Origin of the sequence: Streptosporangium brasiliense (assembly GCF_030811595.1) — a bacterium.
Lineage (GTDB): Bacteria > Actinomycetota > Actinomycetes > Streptosporangiales > Streptosporangiaceae > Streptosporangium > Streptosporangium brasiliense.
In genome coordinates, this window is sequence record NZ_JAUSRB010000002.1 from 3,280,672 (window position 1) to 3,299,196 (window position 18,525).

General features: G+C 71.3%; 20 protein-coding genes and 3 tRNA genes. 11 read left to right on the plus strand and 12 right to left on the minus strand.

All coding sequences use genetic code 11. From position 1 onward, the window contains the following. From J2S55_RS23725 to J2S55_RS23745, 5 genes are read right to left on the minus strand one after another with little or no spacing between them, the layout of a single operon-like run. Entirely contained in the window at window positions 1-681 is a 681-nt protein-coding gene (locus J2S55_RS23725) for a DUF6286 domain-containing protein (protein ID WP_306864976.1), read from the minus strand. Then, complete coding sequence (locus tag J2S55_RS23730; protein WP_306864979.1) at window positions 678-1,151, minus strand: Asp23/Gls24 family envelope stress response protein; 474 nt, start codon at window positions 1,149-1,151, stop codon at window positions 678-680. The genes J2S55_RS23725 and J2S55_RS23730 overlap by 4 nt, the downstream gene beginning before the upstream one ends. Continuing rightward, window positions 1,148-1,336, minus strand: a complete 189-nt coding sequence (locus J2S55_RS23735; protein ID WP_306864981.1) for a hypothetical protein — start codon at window positions 1,334-1,336, stop codon at window positions 1,148-1,150. Before J2S55_RS23735 ends, J2S55_RS23730 begins: the two co-directional genes overlap by 4 nt. After that, the gene (locus tag J2S55_RS23740) at window positions 1,333-1,599 is read right to left on the minus strand and encodes an Asp23/Gls24 family envelope stress response protein (RefSeq protein WP_306864984.1); all 267 of its coding nucleotides are present in this window, start codon (window positions 1,597-1,599) and stop codon (window positions 1,333-1,335) included. Before J2S55_RS23740 ends, J2S55_RS23735 begins: the two co-directional genes overlap by 4 nt. Next, a complete protein-coding gene (locus J2S55_RS23745) occupies window positions 1,596-2,006 on the minus strand; it encodes an Asp23/Gls24 family envelope stress response protein (protein ID WP_306875545.1) in 411 nt (136 codons plus the stop codon). The genes J2S55_RS23740 and J2S55_RS23745 overlap by 4 nt, the downstream gene beginning before the upstream one ends. Before the next feature lie 369 nt (window positions 2,007-2,375). On the opposite strand from J2S55_RS23745, the gene J2S55_RS23750 reads away from it, so the two are divergent. Both J2S55_RS23750 and gltX read left to right on the plus strand, forming a co-directional pair. Beyond that, entirely contained in the window at window positions 2,376-3,152 is a 777-nt protein-coding gene (locus tag J2S55_RS23750; protein ID WP_306864987.1) for a fumarylacetoacetate hydrolase family protein, read from the plus strand. A 28-nt stretch (window positions 3,153-3,180) separates the two neighbouring features. Then, a complete protein-coding gene (gene gltX / locus J2S55_RS23755; protein WP_306875548.1) occupies window positions 3,181-4,512 on the plus strand; it encodes a glutamate--tRNA ligase in 1,332 nt (443 codons plus the stop codon). Here gltX and J2S55_RS23760 read toward each other — a convergent pair. After that, entirely contained in the window at window positions 4,406-5,779 is a 1,374-nt protein-coding gene (locus J2S55_RS23760; RefSeq protein WP_306864990.1) for an MATE family efflux transporter, read from the minus strand. The two genes, gltX and J2S55_RS23760, sit on opposite strands and share 107 nt — an antisense overlap. 54 nt (window positions 5,780-5,833) lie before the next feature. Here J2S55_RS23760 and J2S55_RS23765 point away from each other — a divergent pair, with 54 nt between their 5' ends. Then, entirely contained in the window at window positions 5,834-6,370 is a 537-nt protein-coding gene (locus J2S55_RS23765; protein ID WP_306864992.1) for a PadR family transcriptional regulator, read from the plus strand. A 46-nt stretch (window positions 6,371-6,416) separates the two neighbouring features. Here J2S55_RS23765 and J2S55_RS23770 read toward each other — a convergent pair whose 3' ends face one another. Beyond that, complete coding sequence (locus J2S55_RS23770; RefSeq protein WP_306864995.1) at window positions 6,417-8,396, minus strand: M3 family metallopeptidase; 1,980 nt, start codon at window positions 8,394-8,396, stop codon at window positions 6,417-6,419. A gap of 174 nt (window positions 8,397-8,570) precedes the next feature. Between J2S55_RS23770 and J2S55_RS23775 the strand changes: the two genes are divergently transcribed. The 4 genes from J2S55_RS23775 (at window position 8,571) to J2S55_RS23790 (ending at window position 9,971) form a co-directional block, all read left to right on the plus strand. Continuing rightward, window positions 8,571-8,642: transfer RNA gene (locus tag J2S55_RS23775), tRNA-Gln, on the plus strand. A 63-nt stretch (window positions 8,643-8,705) separates the two neighbouring features. Continuing rightward, window positions 8,706-8,781 (plus strand) — tRNA-Glu (locus tag J2S55_RS23780). Window positions 8,782-8,796: 15 nt separating this feature from the next. After that, window positions 8,797-8,869, plus strand: a tRNA-Glu gene (locus J2S55_RS23785). Window positions 8,870-8,978: 109 nt separating this feature from the next. After that, window positions 8,979-9,971 (plus strand): TlpA disulfide reductase family protein, encoded by a 993-nt coding sequence (locus tag J2S55_RS23790; RefSeq protein ID WP_306864997.1) that lies wholly within the window; start codon window positions 8,979-8,981, stop codon window positions 9,969-9,971. A gap of 71 nt (window positions 9,972-10,042) precedes the next feature. On the opposite strand, the gene J2S55_RS23795 is transcribed toward J2S55_RS23790, so the two are convergent. From J2S55_RS23795 to J2S55_RS23815, 5 genes are all read right to left on the minus strand, one after another. Beyond that, window positions 10,043-10,567 (minus strand): PPOX class F420-dependent oxidoreductase, encoded by a 525-nt coding sequence (locus J2S55_RS23795; RefSeq protein WP_306865000.1) that lies wholly within the window; start codon window positions 10,565-10,567, stop codon window positions 10,043-10,045. Between the two features lie 79 nt (window positions 10,568-10,646). After that, window positions 10,647-12,119: an MFS transporter gene (locus J2S55_RS23800; RefSeq protein ID WP_306865003.1), complete on the minus strand. Its 1,473-nt coding sequence runs from the start codon at window positions 12,117-12,119 to the stop codon at window positions 10,647-10,649. 186 nt (window positions 12,120-12,305) lie between these two features. Beyond that, entirely contained in the window at window positions 12,306-12,794 is a 489-nt protein-coding gene (locus J2S55_RS23805) for a cupin domain-containing protein (protein ID WP_306865005.1), read from the minus strand. Between the two features lie 416 nt (window positions 12,795-13,210). Further along, window positions 13,211-14,950: a hypothetical protein gene (locus J2S55_RS23810; RefSeq protein WP_306865007.1), complete on the minus strand. Its 1,740-nt coding sequence runs from the start codon at window positions 14,948-14,950 to the stop codon at window positions 13,211-13,213. A 51-nt stretch (window positions 14,951-15,001) separates the two neighbouring features. Then, window positions 15,002-15,718 (minus strand): IclR family transcriptional regulator, encoded by a 717-nt coding sequence (locus J2S55_RS23815; RefSeq protein ID WP_306865010.1) that lies wholly within the window; start codon window positions 15,716-15,718, stop codon window positions 15,002-15,004. A gap of 69 nt (window positions 15,719-15,787) precedes the next feature. Here J2S55_RS23815 and leuC point away from each other — a divergent pair, with 69 nt between their 5' ends. The 4 genes from leuC to J2S55_RS23835 all read left to right on the plus strand — a co-directional run bounded on the left by leuC (window position 15,788) and on the right by J2S55_RS23835 (window position 18,442). Beyond that, window positions 15,788-17,167 carry a 3-isopropylmalate dehydratase large subunit gene (leuC, locus tag J2S55_RS23820; protein WP_306865012.1) on the plus strand — a complete coding sequence of 460 codons (1,380 nt, stop codon included), beginning with the start codon at window positions 15,788-15,790 and terminating at the stop codon, window positions 17,165-17,167. 12 nt (window positions 17,168-17,179) lie between these two features. Beyond that, entirely contained in the window at window positions 17,180-17,767 is a 588-nt protein-coding gene (gene leuD, locus J2S55_RS23825; protein WP_306865014.1) for a 3-isopropylmalate dehydratase small subunit, read from the plus strand. Then, the gene (locus J2S55_RS23830) at window positions 17,746-18,000 is read left to right on the plus strand and encodes an SCO5555 family protein (protein WP_306865018.1); all 255 of its coding nucleotides are present in this window, start codon (window positions 17,746-17,748) and stop codon (window positions 17,998-18,000) included. Before leuD ends, J2S55_RS23830 begins: the two co-directional genes overlap by 22 nt. Window positions 18,001-18,142: 142 nt before the next feature. Beyond that, entirely contained in the window at window positions 18,143-18,442 is a 300-nt protein-coding gene (locus J2S55_RS23835) for an HU family DNA-binding protein (protein WP_306865021.1), read from the plus strand. Window positions 18,443-18,525: the final 83 nt, after the last annotated feature.

The following is an 18,525-nucleotide window of genomic DNA, read 5'->3' on the forward strand; positions in this document are numbered from 1 at the left end:
TCACTTTCCTCGCAGGTTCACGCGTACGGCGTAGTCGTCGACCGGGGCGAGCGCGGTGATCCGCTCGGTGACGGCCAGCCGTACGGCCTCCGCCAGCCCGGTGACGTCCCACATGTGACTGTCCACCGTCACCTGCGCGGTCCGGCCGCGCAGTCTCACGTGGGCGCGATCGATCCCCTGCACCCGCCGGGCCGCGTGGGCCAGGGCGCGGGTGAAGCCGTGGCGCCGCATGCCGATGATCAGGTCGGGGTCGCCGGTCCGGGCGGGGATGAGCCTGGGCTGTCCGGGCACGAGCGCGAGCAGCACCAGCAGCAGCCCCAGCGCGGTGACCACGCTCGCCCCCACCATCACCCGCGGGTCGTTCCACGGTGTCGAGGACGCCCAGCTCAGCATCCTGTCGTAGGGCACCCAGCGCACCGGGCGGCCGAGGAGCGCGGAGACCGTCTCCACCGCGACCAGGACGCCGATCACGGTCATCAGGGCCGCGGTGATCACGGCGGGGATCACCCGGCGCGGACGGAAGGCCCGGCTCGCCGCCCGGTCGGCCGCCCGGTTCCGCTGGACCCCGGCGGGCGGGGGCGGTGGGGCCTGTTCCGTGAGCTCCGCGCCGGGTGCGGCAGGTGGCCGCGGTGCGGGGCCCGGCCCGGAGGCGGGTCCGGGCGCACCGGGGGTGGCCGTCACGGGCCGTCCTCCGGAGGAGGCGGCACCACGCCGGTCACGGCGATGTCGATGTGGCCGATGTGCAGGCCGGTCAGCAGGGCGACCCGGTCGGCGACGTGCCGCCGGACCGCCTCGGTGAGCTGCCGGAGCGGCGCGGGGTACTCCACCGACACCTCCAGCCTCAGCGCCGTGAGGTCCCCGTCCACGGTGGCGCGGGTGCGTCCGGTGAAGGTCAGCGGCCCCCGCTCGCGGACCTCGCGCACCCGCGCCACCTCCCCGGCCGCGCGGGCCGCGATGCGCGAGACCACCCGCTCCGGGATGTCCGTCCTGCCGCGCCGCTCGGCCGGTACGGCCGGCCGTACCCGCCGGGCCGGCGCGGCGGACCGGGCCGCGTCGCCGGGCGAGGTGCCGCCCGGCCGCTGCGCGGGGAGACCGCGCACGTCGGCGGGGGCTTCGGAGGGCGTGGCGCGGTGTCCGACCGGGGTGGTCATTGCCGCCTCATGCCCAGCCGGGACAGGTCGATCTCGCCGCTGTCGACGATGCGGCCGACGAGGAGTCCGACGGCACCCAGGACGAGCACCAGGAGAAACGCGCCGAGACCGCCGAAGGCCGCCGCGAAGCCCAGGGCGACGCCGACGAGCATGCCGACCATGCTCCACATGGGGAACCGGTTCATCGAATACCTCCGATATAGACGTTCACCGGACGGTCGCCCACCAGAGGGGCGAGCGCCGTCCGCACCTCTTGCGCGATCTCCGGCAGGGGCCGTCCCATCTGGACGACGATGGCGACCTCCACCTCGTGGTCGCGTACGGCGACGCCGGACACCCGCTCGCCGGGCAGGTAGGTCGCCACGGTCCCGAACGGGCCGCTCGACAGGTCGGCGACATCGGGGCAGCGCCGTACGGCGTCGGCTATCTCGTGGGCGAGGTCGCTCACTGGACGCGCGGTCCCGGCTCGGCCTCCTCCGCCCTGCCCTTGTCGCCTTCCTTCTCCTGGCCGGGCATGTGGACGTCGTCGACCCTGATGTTGACCTCGGTCACCTCAAGGCCCGTCATGCGCTCGACAGCCGTTATCACGTTGCGGCGCACGGCGGCGGCGACGTCGGGGATGGCCACGCCGTACTCGACCACCAGGTCGAGGTCGACCGCCGCCTGCCGCTCGCCCACCTCGACCGACACGCCCTGTGTGACGCTCCTGTCGCCGCCCACGATGCCGCGGACCGCGCCGAGCGCCCGTGCGGTGCCGGCGCCCATGTCGTAGACACCCGCGACCTCGCGGGCGGCCATGCCCGCGATCTTCGCGACGACCCCGCTGTCGATGCTCGTGTTGCCCCTGGGGGTCATCAGATCCCCTCGGCCCCCAGGACTGTCGGTCCGGGCCCGCGGCACCGTGCTCTCGTCGCCCCTTGACGGCGTGCTCACCGGGTTGGCTTCGGTCACGTCGATTCCTTCCCCCGGGGGAAGATCGAGTTCTTCCCCGAAGTTGCTTACTGGGCGTAATACCCCCCATAAGAACAGCAACCAGGACATACCTTTTTCTGGGGGAATCATGGATATGTGCGAGAAGTCCGTTTGGTGGGGTGTGCTGAGGCTGACCCGCCCCAGGGTTACCCGTGAAGGTGGACGACGGCCTGCGCGCCGTACGGCGGACACGCCGCGGCCCGGCGCCGGGCGGCGGTCCGGCGGGACCCCGGGCCCGACTAGCCTTGTCGTGTGCGTATAGCGAGGTTCTCCACAGGTGAGGGTGTCGGATTCGGCGTGGTCGAGGGCGGGCCCGGCGAGGAGTTCGTCTCCGCGATCTCCGGCCATCCCTTCGGCCCGATCCAGTTCACCGGTGAGCGTCACTCGCTCTCGCAGGTCAAGCTGGTCGCGCCCATGCTGCCCAGCAAGGTCGTCGCGATCGGCAGAAACTACGCCGACCACGCCCGCGAGATGGGCGGCGACGTCCCCGACGAGCCGCTGGTCTTCCTGAAGCCGTCCACCTCGGTGATCGGTTCGGGGGAGGCCATCGCCTACCCGACGGGGCTGTCACGGCGGGTCGACTTCGAGGGCGAGCTGGCGGTGGTCATCGGCAGGCTCTGCCGGGAGGTCCCCGCGGAGCGGGCCCACGAGGTCATCTTCGGCTACACCTGTGCCAACGACGTCACGGCCCGGGACCTGCAGAAGAAGGACGTCCAGTTCACCCGGGCCAAGGGCTTCGACACCTTCTGCCCGCTCGGCCCGTGGATCCAGACCGAGCTCGACCCGGGCGACCTGGGCATCACCACGACGGTGAACGGCGAGATCAAGCAGAGCTCGCGCACCTCCAAGCTCATGTACGACATCCCGACGCTGATCGCCCACGTGAGCGCGGTCATGACCCTGATCCCCGGCGACGTCATCCTCACCGGGACTCCCGAGGGGGTCGGTCCGCTGGACATCGGCGACGAGGTCAGCGTCGGCATCGAAGGAATCGGCACTCTCACCAACCGGGTGGTCTCCCGTGATTAGGGTTCGTTTCGCTCCCTCCCCCACCGGCATGTTCCACGTGGGCGGCGCCCGCTCGGCGCTGTTCAACTGGGCGCTGGCCGAGCAGTCCGGCGGCACGTTCGTGCTCCGCATCGAGGACACCGACGCCGCCCGCAACCGGCCCGAGTGGACCGAGGGCATCATCTCCGCGCTGGCGTGGATCGGCATCAACGGCGACAGCCCGTTCTTCGAGGGCCCCTACTTCCAGTCGGCCTACGAGGAGCAGCACCGCGAGGCGGTCGCCAAGCTGGTCGCCGGCGGCCGCGCCTACTTCTGCACCTGCACCCGCGACGAGGTGAAGGCCCGCACCGGCTCGGAGCACAAGGGCTACGACGGCTTCTGCCGTGACCGGGGCCTGGCCGAGGGCGCGGTCCGCTTCCGCACCCCCGACGACGGCGTCACCGTGGTCGAGGACCTGGTCCGCGGCACGGTCGAGTTCCCCAACAACGCGATGGAGGACTTCGTCGTCGCCCGCGCCGACGGCTCCCCGCTGTTCGTGCTGGCCAACGTGGTCGACGACATCGAGATGCGGATCAGCCACGTGGTCCGCGCCGAGGAGCACCTGTCCAACACGCCCAAGCAGCAGCTGCTCTGGGAGGCGCTCGGCGTCACCCCGCCCACCTGGGCGCACGTGCCGGTGATCGTCAACGAGAAGCGCCAGAAGCTGTCCAAGCGCCGCGACAAGGTCGCCCTGGAGTCCTACCGCGAGGAGGGCTACCTGGCCGAGGCCATGGTCAACTACCTGATGCTGCTCGGCTGGGGCCCGGGTGACGACCGGGAGATCATGCCCTGGTCGGAGATGGTGCCGCTGTTCAAGCTGTCGGACGTCAACCCGTCCCCGGCCTTCTTCGACGAGAAGAAGCTCCGCGCGTTCAACGGCGAATACATCCGGGCGCTGCCGCTGGCGACCTTCATCGCCCGCTGCGAGCCGTGGCTGGACCCGAGCTGGGACCGCGAGACCTTCGCCAAGGTCGCCGAGCTCGCCCAGACCCGCATCGCGGTCCTGTCCGAGATCACGGCGAACGTCGACTTCCTCTTCCTGGACGAGCCCGTCTTCGACCAGGCGTCGTGGGACAAGGCCATGAAGACCTCCGCCGCGGAGATCCTCACCGGCTACCTCGCCCGGCTGGAGAAGGTCAACATGGACCCCGAGTCGCTCAAGACCGCGCTGGAGGAGGTCGGGGCCGAGCACGGCCTCAAGCTCGGCAAGGCCCAGGCCCCGGTCCGGGTGGCCGTCACCGGCCGGACCGTCGGCCTGCCGCTGTTCGAGTCGGTCGAGGCGCTCGGCCGGGAGCGCTCGATGGACCGGATCCGCGCCGCCCTCGCCAGGCTCCAGGGCTGAGCCGCGGCAGCCGGACGGGGCCCGGGGCCGGGGCGGCGGGGCCGTCCGGCCGGCCGGGCCCCGCGGTGAGCGTGAGGGCGAGCGAGAGTGTGGCTCCGGCCGCCATCGCCAGCCAGACGCCCGTGGGGCCGAGCGCGGCGCCCAGGGCGTAGGCGAGGGGGAGCTGGAGCGCGAGACCCGTCAGCGTGGCGGTGAGCAGCCTGCCGCCTCTCCCGCTCGCCTGGAGCACCCCGCCGGCGGAGATCAGGCCGCCGAACGGGACGAGATAGAGCGTCATCCAGCGCAGGAAGCTCACGGCTCCGGCGGCCACCGCCGGATCGCCGGTGAACAGTCCCACCGCGGGCGCGGCGACGGCGTTGAGCGCGGCGGCGACGAGCAGGCCCGCGGCCAGGCCGTACCCGAGGGCGGGCCCGGCCGCGCCGGAGCGGGCCGTCTGGATCATGGCGGCCTGGCGGAGCGCGTAGAAGGCCATCGTCCCGGCCAGCATGATCTTCATCCCGATGCCGTAACCCGCCAGCGCCACGACGCCGGACCCGCCGACCACCTCCACCAGGACCATGCCGGCCAGGGCCCGGGCCAGGAAGTCCCCGGACATGGGCAGGCCGGTGCGGACGATCTCCACGGCGACCGTACGGCCCGCGCGGGCCGTACGGTCGCGGGGCGTCCGCCGCAGGAGAAGGGTCAGCGCGACGGCGAGGGTGACCGCCCGGGCCAGCACGGTCGCCGCGGCGGCCCCCTGGACGCCGAGGTCGAGGCCGTAGATGAACAGCGGGTCGAGGACGATCACCAGCGCGTTGCAGAGCAGGGCGGTGCGCATCGGGGTGGTGGTGTCGCCGCGCCCCTTGAAGATCCCGTCGGTCAGCGACTGAGCGAAGAAGATCGGGATCCCGGCCAGGGAGACCAGGTAGAAGTCGGCGGTCAGGGTGGCGGTCGCGGCGTCGTCGGTGAAGAGCCGGGCGAGCGGCTCGCGCAGCAGCACCCCGGGGACCGCCACCGCCAGGCTGGCCGCCGCCCAGAGCAGCCACGCCGTACGGATCACCGGGGTGAGCGGCTCCCGGCCGTCCCGCCTGCCGACCAGGACGGTGGTCCCGGTCTGGACGGCGAGGATGACACCCAGGGCGAGGTGCTCGGTGGCGGTCGCGACCGTCACCGCGGCCACGGCCCGGCTGCCCAGGCCGGAGACCCAGAGCAGGTCGATCAGGCCGACCGCGACCACGGCGGTCAGCAGCTCCACGTAGACGGGCAGGGCAAGGCGGATCAGTTTCACGCTGTACCTCGTTTCGAGCTATGTCGTTTAGAGGTATAGCGTTACGATGCTTCCATGGCAAGCGGCGACCTGACCCTGTCGATCCTGGGGTTTCTCGGCGAGGGGCCGATGCACGGCTACGAGCTCAAGGCCCGGATCCTCCAGCTCAGCGGCCATCTGCGGCCGGTCAGCGACGGGGCCCTCTACCCGGCGATCGCCCGGCTGGAGAAGGCCGGGCTCGTGGAGCGGCACGAGGAGGAGGGGGCGGGCGCGGCCCGCCGCCAGGTCCTCACCCTGACCGAGGCCGGGCGGGCGGAGCTGCTGCGGCGGCTGCGGGAGCCCGCCGACCTCGACATCAGCGACCAGACCCGCTTCTTCGGCCTGCTGACCTTCCTGGCCCAGCTGCCCGACCGCGCGGACCAGGCCGGGGTGCTCCGCCGCCGCCTCGCCTTCCTGCAGGCCCCCGCCAGCTTCTTCTACCGCGACGGCCGGCCGCTGCGGGCCGAGGAGGTCCCCGACCCGTTCCACCGCGGCATGCTGCTGATCGCCCGGGCCACCGGTGAGGCCGAGAAGCGGTGGCTCAAGGAGGCCATCGCCGAGCTGGAGTCCTGACCGGCCGCCGGGGTGGAGGCGCCTCCACCCCGGCGGCCGGCGGAGATCAGGTCAGCAGGCCACGGCGCTCCAGCAGGGGCTCGATGCGGGGGTCGCGGCCGCGGAAGTTGCGGAAGGCGGTCATCACGTCCATGGAGCCGCCGACCGACAGCAGGGCGGACCGGAAGTGGTCGCCGTTGTCGCGCTTGAGGCCGTCGTTCTCCTTGAACCACTCGACGCTCTCGGCGTCCAGCACCTCGCTCCAGATGTAGGAGTAGTAGCCGGCGCTGTAGCCGCCCACGCCGCTGGAGAAGATGTGCGCGAAGTAGTTGGTCCGGTAGCGCGTGCGGACCAGGTCGAAGGCGATGCCCGCGCGCTCCAGGGCCGCGGCCTCGAACGCCTCGGCGTCCTCGACGGTCTCGCCGGGGGCGAGCTTGTGCCAGGCCCAGTCGAGCAGCGCCGCGGCGAGATACTCCACGGTCGCGAAGCCCTGGTTGAACTTCTCGGCGGCCTTCATCTTCTCCAGCAGCTCCGCCGGCACCGGCTCGCCGGTCTCGTGGTGCCTGGCGAAGTTGGCGAGGACCGACGGCCAGGTCGCCCACATCTCGTTGACCTGGGAGGGATACTCCACGAAGTCGCGCGGCACCTCGGTGCCGGAGACCCGGGGGAAGCGGACGTCGGAGAACAGCCCGTGCAGGGCGTGGCCGAACTCGTGGAAGGCGGTGTTGACCTCGTCGAAGGTCAGCAGCGTCGGGCCCTCGGCGGGCTTGGTGACGTTGAGGTTGTTCATCACCACGGGCAGCTCGCCGAACAGGTGCGACTGGTCCACGAGGTTGTTCATCCACGCGCCGCCCCGCTTGGTGGGCCGGGCGTAGGGGTCGAACACGAACAGGCCGAGCTGCGAGCCGTCGGCGTTGAACACCTCGAAGATCCGCACGTCCGGGTGGTAGCCGGTCAGGTCGTCCCGGTCGGCGAAGGTGATCCCGTACAGCTCGCCGGCGGCGTGGAAGACGCCGTCCCGCAGCACCCGGTCCAGCTCGAAGTAGGGGCGCAGCTCGGAGCTGTCGAAGTCGTAGCGCGCCTTGCGCACCTTCTCCGCGTAGAACGACCAGTCCCACGCCTCGATGGGGAAGCCGGCCTGCTCGCTCAGCAGCTCGGCCTCGCGGCGGGCGTTGGCCACCGCCGGACCCACCAGCTTGCCGAGCATCTCCTCGACGGCGTCGGTGGTCTTGGCCGTCTGGTCGGCCACGGAGTAGGCGGCGTGGTTGGGGTAGCCCAGCAGGGCGGCCCGCTCGGCCCGGAGCGTCGCCAGCTTGACGGCCAGGTCGAAGTTCTCCGGCGCCCGGCTCACCGACAGCTCGTACAGCCTCCTGCGGGTCTGCCGGTCGGTCAGCTCGGCGAGGGCGGGCTGGTTGGTGAAGTTGAGCAGCGGCAGGACGTACTCGCCGTCCTTCTCGATCGCCTTGATCGCGCTCTCGGAGAGCCCGTCGAGCTCCTTGGCGTCCTTGACGACCAGCGCCGAGGCGGTGGAGGCCGTCAGCAGATTCTGCGAGAAGGCGGTGGCGATCCTGGTCAGCTCCTCGTTGAGCTCCTTGAGCCGCTCCTGCTCGGCCTCGGACAGGTCGGCGCCGGCCCGGACGAAGTCCTCGCGGTATTTCTCCAGCAGCCACGCCTCCTCCGGGTCCTCCGTGGTGACCTGCTTGATCCGTGCGTAGAGGGCGCGGTTGAGGTGGATGGCGTCGCCGTGCTTGGTCAGCTTGGGGAGGATCTCGGTCTCGATCTCCCGGATGCCGTCGGTCGTGTCGGAGGAGGCGATGCTCATGAAGACCGTCGCCGTCCGTTTCAGGATCTGGCCGGAGCGTTCCAGGGCCTCGACCGTGTTGGCGAAGGTCGCCGGGCCGGTGTCGCCGGCGATCGCCTCGACCTCCCGGAGCTGGTCGGCCATGCCGCGCTCGAAGGCGGGCAGGTAGTGCTCCTCCCGGATCCGGGTGAAGTCGGGCAGCTTGTAGGGCAGCGTGCTGGGGGAGAAGAACGGGTTCTCGGTCAAGGCGTGGGCTCCTCACATGCGGACAGATCTCCGAAAGCAGCGTTACATAACGGACCCTCGGCTGCACTCCGCCGCCAGGTGGATCCTGCCGTCGCCAATCGTTTTGGCCTTGACCCCCAACCTGGGCTATTCTTTCGGAGTCGCCAGCGAGCCCCGCAAGGGGGTCAAACGCGGTGGGGTATGGTGTAATTGGCAACACGACTGATTCTGGTTCAGTTATTCTAGGTTCGAGTCCTGGTACCCCAGCTGCATCCCCTTCCAAGGGGATGCTCCAGATCCGGTCCCCCCGGATCTGACGACAGTGTGTAGGGTCCCGTCGTCTAGTGGCCCAGGACGCCGCCCTCTCAAGGCGGTAGCGCCGGTTCGAATCCGGTCGGGACTACCACTGTCATCTCTGCAAGGCTCCGTCGTCTAGTGGCCTAGGACGCCGCCCTCTCAAGGCGGTAGCGCCGGTTCGAATCCGGTCGGGGCTACATGGGTGAAACCCCCGGAAGCATCGGCTTCCGGGGGTTTTCTGCTTTTCCGGCACATGGTCCGAGATTACCTCTTGATTAGATAGCCCTGCTGTCCAATAATTGGAGAGTGACGCTATCCAACAGGGGGTTGAAGATGATCACCTTGCTCGCCGACGGGCACGAGGAGAAGATCGACGGACCGGTCGTGCCGCACGGGGTGAAGATCCTCGGCTGGGAGCGCAAGCCGCACGGCTGGTGCCGGGAAGAAGCCTGCATCCCGTCCTTCCGCGCCGCGGCGGCCGAGAGCGGCGACGGTGTGGACCTGGTGAGGTTCGCCGGGCTGCTCGGCAGGCAGGCGGTGGCCGACCTCGACGAGGGCGTGGTGGCGGTCGGCGAGCCGGCCGGGCCCACCCTCGACCGGGCCCCGGACTTCGGCCCGCTGGCCGGCCTGCGCGGCACCAAGGTCGCGCTGGTCTTCTGGGCCTCCTGGTGCGGCTGCCGCTACGACCTGCCCGCCTGGGAGGCCCTCCACCGGGAGCTCGGCGGACACGGGTTCAGTGTGGTCAGCGTCTCCCTCGACCGTGACCCTCAGGACGCGCGGGAGTGGCTCGCCGACGTCACCCACCCCGCGGTGATCGACGCGGACGGCCGGATCGCCGAGCTCTACAACGTGATCAACGTGCCGACCGTGGTCTGGATCGACGAGGAGGGCCGGATCGCCCGGCCGCAGGACACCATGACCGCCACCGACACCTTCCGGTCGATGAACGGCCTGTCCTCCGAGCGGGCCACCGCCGCCCTGCGCAGGTGGGTGATCGACGGCGACGCCGGGACGACCGTCCGGGAGCTGCGCGCCCCCACCGACGACGAGCGTCTGGCGCGGCTGCACGCGCGGCTGGCGGCGTGGCTGTTCCGGGGCGGCCGTCCGGTGGCCGCCGAGCGGCATCTCGCCCAGGCCGCCGGGCTGGCCCCGCACGACCTGGCCATCCGCCGCGGCCTGATGCCGCTCAACGGCGTCGACCCGTTCGGCGAGGAGTACTTCAAGCTCCGCCAGGAGCTGGAGGACAGCGGTGTGGCGATCTACCGTCCGCTGCCCGACTGGCACGAGGAAACCCGGTGAACGATCTCCCGGTACGGCCGGCCGGGAGGTCCGGGGGAGGGTACGCCGGGGCAGCCGGCGGGAGCGGCTGATCAGCCGGGGATGTCCAGGGCCGTTCCGTACAGGCGGGACACCCGGATCCTGATCACCACGCGCCGGTCCGCCACCATCTGCTCGAGGAAGGCCGCCTCGTCCGCGGGATCCTCGAAGCCGGGCGTCAGGGCCAGCAGCTCCCGCCCGACGGCGTCACCCGGCACGGCCGTCACCTCCGACACCTCCGCCTCCCCCTCGGCGACGGCGAAGGACCACATGTCCGGGCCGTCGACATGCAGGGCGGCGTGCGGGTCGCGCCGTAGCTGGCGCGTCTTGAGCCGGTCGGCCGTGGTGGAGATCCGCAGCACGCGCTCCTCGGGGTCCCAGTGGTAGAGCACGGTGGACAGGTGCGGATGGCCGCTCTGCCGGACGCTCGCCAGCACCCCGGACCGCTGCTCGCGCAGCAGCCCGGACAGCTCCTCCTGCGTGAGGACGCGGGGCGCGGGCCCGGCGCCCGGCTTCGGCGCCTCTTCCGCCGGCACGGTCCCGTTCTCGTTCGCGTTCGTGTTCGTGTCCGTGTTCATCGGATCAGCCTTCCGTCGGTCGTGGTGTGGGGTCAGTCGTCTGGTGGTGGTGTGGGGCCAGTCGTCGGCCGTGGCGGGGTCAGCCGATCACGGCGTGCGCGGTGGCCGGGCTGCCGCCCTCCGGCTCCGCGGCGGGGCTCCGCTCGGGCCGGCCCAGCATGGTGAGGGCGACGACGAAGGCGGCGACGAGGAGCCCGGCACCGGTGGCGAAGGCCAGGTGGTAGCCGCCGGTCAGCGCCACGGCCCGGCTCTCGCCGGCGGCGAGCAGGCCCTCGGTGCGGGAGGCCGCCAGGGTGGACAGCACCGCGACACCCGCGGCCATGCCGATCTGCTGGGTGGTGTTGAACAGTCCGGAGGCCAGCCCGGCGTCGTCGTCCCCCGCGCCGGACATGCCGAGCGTGGTCAGCGCCGGGAGGGCGAGCCCGAAGCCCGCGGCGAGCAGCATCACCGGGAACAGGTCGGTGAGATAGTCCGCGTGCACGGGGACACGGGCGAGCAGCCCGAGGACCCCGATCAGGAGCGCGATCCCCACCAGCAGGACGTTGCGCTCGCCGAAGCGGGCGTTGAGCCGGGCGGAGACGCCCAGCGACACCGCGCCGATGACCGCCGCCGCCGGGAGCATCGCGAGGCCGGTCTCGGCGGCGCCGTACCGGAGCACCCGCTGCAGGTAGAGGGCGAGGAGGATCTGGAAGGAGAACAGCGCGGCGACCATCAGGATCTGGACCAGGTTGGCCCCCGAGACGCTGCGTGAGCGGAAGATCCGCAGCGGCATGAGCGGGTTCCGCGCGGTGGCCTGGCGGATGACGAACGCGGCGAGCAGGACGGCGGCGAGGGCGCCGTAGCCGAGCGTGGGCGCCGAGGTCCAGCCGTGCTCCTCGACCTTGGCGACGGTGTAGATGCCCAGCACCAGCCCGGCGGTGACCAGGAGGGCGCCGATGACGTCGGCCCCGGCCCCCAGGCCGAGCCCGCGGTCCGCGGGCAGCACGGGTACGGCGATCACGAGCGCCGCGAGCCCGATCGGCAGGTTGATGAAGAAGATCCAGTGCCAGTCGAGGGCGTCGGTGAGGACGCCGCCGAGCACCTGGCCGATCGAGGCGCCGGCGGCGCCGGTGAAACTGAAGACGGCGATCGCCTTGGCGCGCTCCCGGGGCTCGGTGAACAGCGTCACGAGGATGCCCAGGCTGACCGCGGCGGCCATCGCGCTGCCGATCCCCTGCAGGAACCGGGCGGCGATCAGCACGGCGGGGGAGGTGGCCGCCCCGGCCAGGAGCGAGGCCGCGGTGAACACCGCGGTGCCGGCCAGGAACATCTGCTTGCGGCCGATCAGGTCGCCGAGCCGTCCGGCCAGCAGCAGCAGGCTGCCGAACGCGAGCAGATAGGCGTTGACGACCCAGCTGAGGCCGACCGGGGAGAAGCCCAGATCGTTCTGGATGGCCGGCATCGCCACGGTCACGATGCTGCCGTCGAGGACGATCATCAGCATCCCGGTGGCGATCACTCCGAGGGCGAGCCAGCGCGACCGGGGCGCCGAAGGGGCGGAAGCGGCAGACATGAGGGCACTCCTGTCGAATGAGGTAACAGGAGAGACCGTAGCAGATAGTTTTGAAGTAGACGATCCCTTTCGGATCCTCTTTAGCCGCCGGGCCCCCGGACCGCCCGGGGGCGGCCGGCGGCCGGCGCCCCGGGCCTGGGCGGGCCCGCCCGCCACGGTGCGGGTGAACGGCGACGGGTCATCTGGTCAGAGCCAGAAGGTGTCGTGGCGGAAGTAGAAGGCGGCCAGTTCCTCGTCGCTGGGACGGCCGGAGACGGCGAACTCCGCCAGGCCCTCGAAGTAGCCCTCGCGGGGAGCGCCCGGGGCGAAGTGCAGCAGCATCGACGCGGGCTCGCCCGACTCGTTGCGGAAGGCGTGGACGCCGCCCTCGGGGACGTGGACGAAGTCGCCCGGCTCGGTGTCGAGCCAGCGGCTGCCGTCGTAGATCCGGACCGTTCCGGTGAGGATGTAGAACGACTCGGAGATCGACCGGTGGAAGTGCTGGTCGGGCCCGCTCGGCTCCGGCCCCATCTCCCAGCGGTAGAGGCCGAACTGGCCGTTGGTGGAGGCTCCCGTCGCCAGGTAGTGCACCATGTTGCCGGACCGGTAGGTCAGCTCGGGCGCGTGGGCGGCCGGGCGGTAGGTCGCGTTGATCTCGCCCTTGTCGCCGAAGTAAGTCGGATCCGGATATGTCATGGTCTGCCCTCTCGTCTGTCTCTTGTCGGTGCCTCTCCGGCGCCGCGGTGCGGGCCGGTGCCCGTGGCCGGACCGGGCCGGAGCCCGCGCATGACCGGTCCGGACTGGTGTTCGCGCGTGACCGGGCCGAGCCGATGCCCGCACGTGACCGGGCAGGGCCGGGCCGAGCCGATGCCCGCACGTGACCGGGCAGGGCCGGGCCGGGCAGGTGCTCGCACGTGACCGGTCTGGGCCGGAGCACGCCGGAGCACGCCGGGGCGCGCCCGACGGGCCGGAGCGTGCCGGGCGGGGTGGGCCGGGCGGCTCAGGGCGGCTCAGGGTACGGCGGGCCGGTCAGGGCGTGCCGGGCCGGTCAGGGGAGGTGGGCCGGGGCGGGCCACGCTCCCGTGGCCCGCCCCGGCTCACCCCCCGTCACCTCAGTTGTTGGTGGAACGGGCCTTGAACAGGGCCCGCTTGGCGGCCTTGCCCACCTGCTTGTCCGGGTGGGCCTTGCCGATCGCCTCCAGCAGCTCCTCCAGGTGCGGGTGGGGCACCTTCCAGATCACGTCGAGGAGGTTGATCAGTTTCGGCACGTTGCCGATGTCGTCGAGGCTGCTGACGAACTCCGGCCGGCCGAGACCGGCGGAGATGGTCAGCATGTCGAGGATCAGCCAGTGGGTGTCGGCCTGGGTGGGTGGGGGAGCGTCGTCGACGCCGAGTTGGGCCAGGTGGGTGGCCGCGTAGGGGCGCAGGGACGGCTCGTCGAGGGCGTCCTGCCACGCGGGCACGGCGACCTCGCCGAGCGAGCCGACCATGCTGGCCGCCTGGACCCGGACCAGGGCGTCCGCGTCGTCCTCGGCCGCGGCCTCCAGCAGCTCCTTGGCGGCCCGGTCGGGCTCGCGCAGCTCCATCCAGGCGGCGAACTCGGCGTCCGCCTCCTCCTCGGGCAGCTCCGCGCTGAAGGAGAGCAGGTCCAGGGCCGTCATCGCGTCGATGGCGGGCCGGGCGTCCAGCTCGATGTCGGCGTCGTCGGCCAGGTGGACCACGCCCTCCATGCCGAGCGGCGTCAGCCGTACCTGGTCGTGCTCGACCTCGACCATGCCGTAGCCGGCCAGCCAGTCGAGGACGGGGCTGAGCGGGTCGCCGTACTGGGCGGTGGCCGCGGCCCAGGCCTCGGCGCCCTGCTCGTCGTATTCGGCGGCGGCCTCGGCCAGCTCGGTGCGGAGCTCGGCCAGCGGCTTGGAGCCGGTCGCCAGGAGCACCCGGACCAGCAGCGCCCGGGTCAGCCCCGACAGGGCGATCGTGGCGTCCTCGTCCTCGAGCTCGGGGTCGCCGTAGTCGATCGAGTGCAGGCCGGCCATCCAGACGTCGAGGGCGTCGTCGTCCTCCTCGAAGGGCCAGTCGGCGGTGTCGGCGTCCGCGCTGACGGTGTCTTCGCCCTCGGGCTGGAGGAAGTCCAGGTCGATGGCGAGGTTCCAGATGTTCCAGAGCGCGGGCACCGAGTCGGCCAGCGACCTGTCGCCCCCCTTGGGCGCGGGCAGCCCCAGGGCGGCCAGGGCCTCGGTGATCTCGGCGTCGGTGAGCAGGCTCGTCTCGCCCACCCGGCGCTCGGACCCGACCCAGACCGCGAGGTCGCGCGCCTTGGCGATCAGCGGTGCGGCCCGGGTGGCCGCGGCCAGCTCGGCGTCGGGACGCAGCCGGATCGTCGGCAGCTCGGCGAGCTCGTCGGCGAACGGCTCGAAGTCGCCCAGCCCCTCGTCCTCCTCCTCGTCCTCCTCGTCCTCGTCGTCCTGCTCGGCGACGAGGTCCTCCATCGCGTCGACGAAGTCGTCCTCGAGGTCGTCGAGCTCGGCGAGCAGGTCCTTGAGCGAGGCGGAGCCCTTGGCGAGCCGGTCGGTCTCCGACAGGAAGGTCAGGTAGGCGCGGACCGCGGGCACCATGCCGTCGGCGGCGGCGTCCGGGTCCTCCACGACCTGGGGCATCCGGTCGAGCAGCACCGTGCGCAGATCGGCCCGCTTCCACCGGCCCACGTCGTCGGAGGCGATCAGCCGGTGCCACAGGACCACCGAGCCGACCAGGTTGGCATCGCTGCCGGGTGCGTTCTCGCGCGCCCAGAGGATGAATTCTTGGAGCAGGGGACGCAGTTCAGCGGCGGCTGCCTCGATGCGATCTGTCACCTACCCAGCCTAGGGGGCCGCAAGGGTGCTCGCCTCCCCATATCGCACGGTTCAGTTGGCCCGTCGCATCGTCTCGGTGATCCGCTCGGCGGCGGTGACCACGGGGGCGGCGTGCAGCCTGCCGGGGGTGCGGGTGAGGCGCTCGATCGGGCCGGAGACCGAGACCGCGGCGACCACCTTGCCGCCCACGCCCCGGATCGGCGCCGAGACGCTGGCCACGCCCTGCTCGCGCTCGCCGACGCTGTGCGCCCAGCCCCGGCGCCGGACGCTCGCCAGCGTGGCCGCGGTGAACTTGGCCCCGCGCAGGCCCCGGTGGAGGCGGTCCGGTTCCTCCCAGGCGAGCAGGATCTGGGCGGCCGACCCGGCGAGCATCGGCAGCGCGGCGCCGACCGGAACGGTGTCGCGCAGCCCGCTGGAGCGCTCGGCGGCCGCCACGCACACGCGCTCGTCGCCCTGGCGCCGGTAAAGCTGCGCGCTCTCCCCGGTGAGGTCGCGCAGCTGGATCAGCACCGGCGAGGCGACGGCCAGCAGCCGGTCCTCCCCGGCGGCCGTGGACAGCTCCGACAGGCGAGGACCCAGCACGAACCGGCCCTGCGTGTCGCGGGAGACGATGCGGTGGTGCTCCAGCGCGACGGCGAGCCGATGGGCGGTGGGGCGTGCCAGACCGGTGGCCTGGACGAGCTGTGCGAGGGACGCCGGACCGGCTTCGAGGGCATTGAGCACGAGCACGGCCTTGTCGAGTACGCCGACTCCGCTAGAGTTGTCCATACACCGATACTGCCGTCTCGACATATGAGAAAGCAAGTGGGGTGCGGAAAGCGATCGCAAGGAGGCGACATGGGCCGCACGCTGGCGGAGAAGGTCTGGGAGCAGCACGTTGTGCGACGTGCCGACGGAGAACCCGATCTGCTCTACATCGACCTTCACCTCATTCACGAGGTGACCAGCCCGCAGGCGTTCGACGGCCTGCGCATGGCGGGCCGTCCCGTCCGCCGTCCGGAGCTGACGATCGCCACCGAGGACCACAACGTCCCGACCCTCCTCGGCCCGATCAAGGACCCGGTGTCGCGCACCCAGGTCGAGACGTTGCGCAAGAACTGCGCGGAGTTCGGCATCCGGCTGCACCCCATGGGCGACGCCGGCCAGGGCGTCGTGCACATCATCGGGCCGCAGTTCGGCCTCACCCAGCCGGGCATGACGATCGTCTGTGGTGATTCTCACACCTCCACCCACGGCGCCTTCGGGGGCATCGCCTTCGGCATCGGCACCTCCGAGGTGGAGCACGTGCTGGCCACCCAGACCCTGCCCGCCTACCGGCCCAAGACGATGGCCATCGAGGTCTCCGGCGAGCTGCCGGTCGGCGTCACGGCCAAGGACCTGATCCTGGCGATCATCGCCAAGATCGGCACCGGCGGCGGCCAGGGATACATCGTCGAATACCGCGGCGAGGCCGTCCGCAAGCTCTCCATGGAGGGCCGGATGACCGTCTGCAACATGTCCATCGAGGCGGGAGCCCGGGCAGGCATGATCGCCCCGGACGAGACCACGTTCGAATACCTGAAGGGCCGGCCCCACGCGCCGACCGGCGCCGACTGGGACGCCGCGGTCGAATACTGGAAGTCGCTGGCCACCGACGAGGACGCCGTCTTCGACACGGTCGTGGAGATCGACGCCACGGCGCTGACCCCGTTCGTCACCTGGGGCACCAACCCCGGCCAGGGTGCTCCCCTGGGGGCGGCGGTGCCGGCCCCGCAGGACACCGACGACCCGGCCGCGGCCGAGCGCGCGCTGGAATACATGGGCCTGACCGCGGGCACGCCGCTGCGCGAGGTCGCGGTGGACACCGTCTTCGTCGGCTCCTGCACCAACGGGCGCCTGGAGGACCTGCGGGCCGTGGCCGACGTGCTGCGCGGCCGCCAGGTCGTCACCCGCACGCTGATCGTCCCCGGCTCGATGCTGGTCAAGCTCCAGGCCGAGCAGGAGGGGCTGCACGAGGTGTTCAAGGCCGCGGGCGCCGAGTGGCGCGAGGCGGGCTGCTCGATGTGCCTGGGCATGAACCCCGACACCCTCGCCCCGGGCGAGCGCAGCGCGTCGACGTCCAACCGCAACTTCGAGGGGCGCCAGGGCAAGGGGGGCCGCACCCACCTGGTCTCCCCGCAGGTCGCCGCAGCGACCGCCGTCACCGGCAAACTGACCGCGCCCGCCGACCTGGCCTAGGAGATCCCGATCATGGAAGCTTTCACCACTCACACCGGCCGGGCCGTGCCGCTGCGCCGCAGCAACGTGGACACCGACCAGATCATCCCCGCGGTCTGGCTCAAGCAGGTCAGCCGGACCGGATTCGAGAAGGGCCTGTTCTCCGCCTGGCGCGAGGACCCGTCCTTCGTCCTGAACGACCCCGCCCACGAGGGCGCCTCGATCCTCGTCTCCGGGCCCGACTTCGGCACCGGCTCCTCGCGCGAGCACGCGGTCTGGGCCCTGCAGCAATACGGTTTCCGCGCCGTGATCGCGGCCCGTTTCGGCGATATCTTCCGTAATAATTCCACCAAGATGGGCTTGCTGCCCGTTGTCCTGCCGGCCGCCACGGTCGAGGCCCTGCAGGCCGCCGTCGAGGCCGATCCCGCCCTGGAAATCACGGTTGACCTGGGGGAACGCCAGGTCCGCTGGGCCGGGGAGATCGCCGGGTTCGAAATCGACGACTACACCCGCTGGCGTCTGATGGAGGGATTGGACGACATCGGGCTGACCCTGCGTAATGCCGATGACGTCGCGGCATACGAGAATAGGCGGCAGCCATGGCTGCCGACGACCGTCTGACGCGTTCAGAGAACGAGCTGGCGTGGCGGCTGCGCGATGCGCACCGCCGCGTCCGCGTGCTGCCCGTTCCCCTTGATCAGAGGGAGCGCCTGAGCAGGCGCCTGCTCTCCATCTGTGACGTGGCCAAACGTGATCTCAGCCATGCAGCGGGGCGTCTTGATTTATTCCTTCTAGACCTTGATGCTCTGGTTTCAGATACGCCGAGTGCTGGAAACATTGCGGAAGGTGATTGAGTCGCGCGGCTCCGTCCCCTAATTTCAAGCGGGCAAGGGGTTTCTCGTTCAGTTGGGACCCCGTGCCGTGACAAATCGGGTGAGACGGGTTTTCTGCCTCATGACCCACTCCCAGACATCGGTAACAGGGGGAGCAACCTTTATGAACAAGAAGGAACTCGTCGACGCGATCGCGGATCGGGTGGGCGACAAGAAGACAGCCACCGAGGCCGTCAACGCGGTGCTCGACGCCATTCAGAAGGCCGTCGCCGGCGGGGACAAGGTCTCCATCACCGGCTTCGGCGCCTTCGAGATGGTGCACAAGCCGGCTCGCACGGCCCGTAACCCTTCGACCGGCGCCGAGATCAAGGTCGCCGAGAGCTGGGGTCCGAAGTTCCGTCCCGGCTCGGACTTCAAGGAGCTCGTCAACGTGGAGGGAAAGAAGGCCGCGAAGAAAAAGTAGGGCCTCACGCGGACGGCCCGGATCCCCGCCGAGGGGATCCGGGCGTCCGGCTGTCCGGGACGGGGCGGCCGCCGCCGGGTGAC

What these genes read in the sequence shown, in the direction of transcription:
- J2S55_RS23830 (WP_306865018.1), top strand. Translation starts at nt 17,746, where the DNA reads ATGGCTGCCGACGACCGTCTGACGCGTTCAGAGAACGAGCTGGCGTGG.
- J2S55_RS23815 (WP_306865010.1), bottom strand. Translation starts at nt 15,718, where the DNA reads ATGGACAACTCTAGCGGAGTCGGCGTACTCGACAAGGCCGTGCTCGTG.
- J2S55_RS23730 (WP_306864979.1), bottom strand. Translation starts at nt 1,151, where the DNA reads ATGACCACCCCGGTCGGACACCGCGCCACGCCCTCCGAAGCCCCCGCC.
- leuD (WP_306865014.1), top strand. Translation starts at nt 17,180, where the DNA reads ATGGAAGCTTTCACCACTCACACCGGCCGGGCCGTGCCGCTGCGCCGC.
- gltX (WP_306875548.1), top strand. Translation starts at nt 3,181, where the DNA reads ATGTTCCACGTGGGCGGCGCCCGCTCGGCGCTGTTCAACTGGGCGCTG.
- J2S55_RS23805 (WP_306865005.1), bottom strand. Translation starts at nt 12,794, where the DNA reads ATGACATATCCGGATCCGACTTACTTCGGCGACAAGGGCGAGATCAAC.
- J2S55_RS23735 (WP_306864981.1), bottom strand. Translation starts at nt 1,336, where the DNA reads ATGAACCGGTTCCCCATGTGGAGCATGGTCGGCATGCTCGTCGGCGTC.
- leuC (WP_306865012.1), top strand. Translation starts at nt 15,788, where the DNA reads ATGGGCCGCACGCTGGCGGAGAAGGTCTGGGAGCAGCACGTTGTGCGA.
- J2S55_RS23835 (WP_306865021.1), top strand. Translation starts at nt 18,143, where the DNA reads ATGAACAAGAAGGAACTCGTCGACGCGATCGCGGATCGGGTGGGCGAC.
- J2S55_RS23795 (WP_306865000.1), bottom strand. Translation starts at nt 10,567, where the DNA reads ATGAACACGGACACGAACACGAACGCGAACGAGAACGGGACCGTGCCG.
- J2S55_RS23745 (WP_306875545.1), bottom strand. Translation starts at nt 2,006, where the DNA reads ATGACCCCCAGGGGCAACACGAGCATCGACAGCGGGGTCGTCGCGAAG.
- J2S55_RS23800 (WP_306865003.1), bottom strand. Translation starts at nt 12,119, where the DNA reads ATGTCTGCCGCTTCCGCCCCTTCGGCGCCCCGGTCGCGCTGGCTCGCC.
- J2S55_RS23765 (WP_306864992.1), top strand. Translation starts at nt 5,834, where the DNA reads ATGGCAAGCGGCGACCTGACCCTGTCGATCCTGGGGTTTCTCGGCGAG.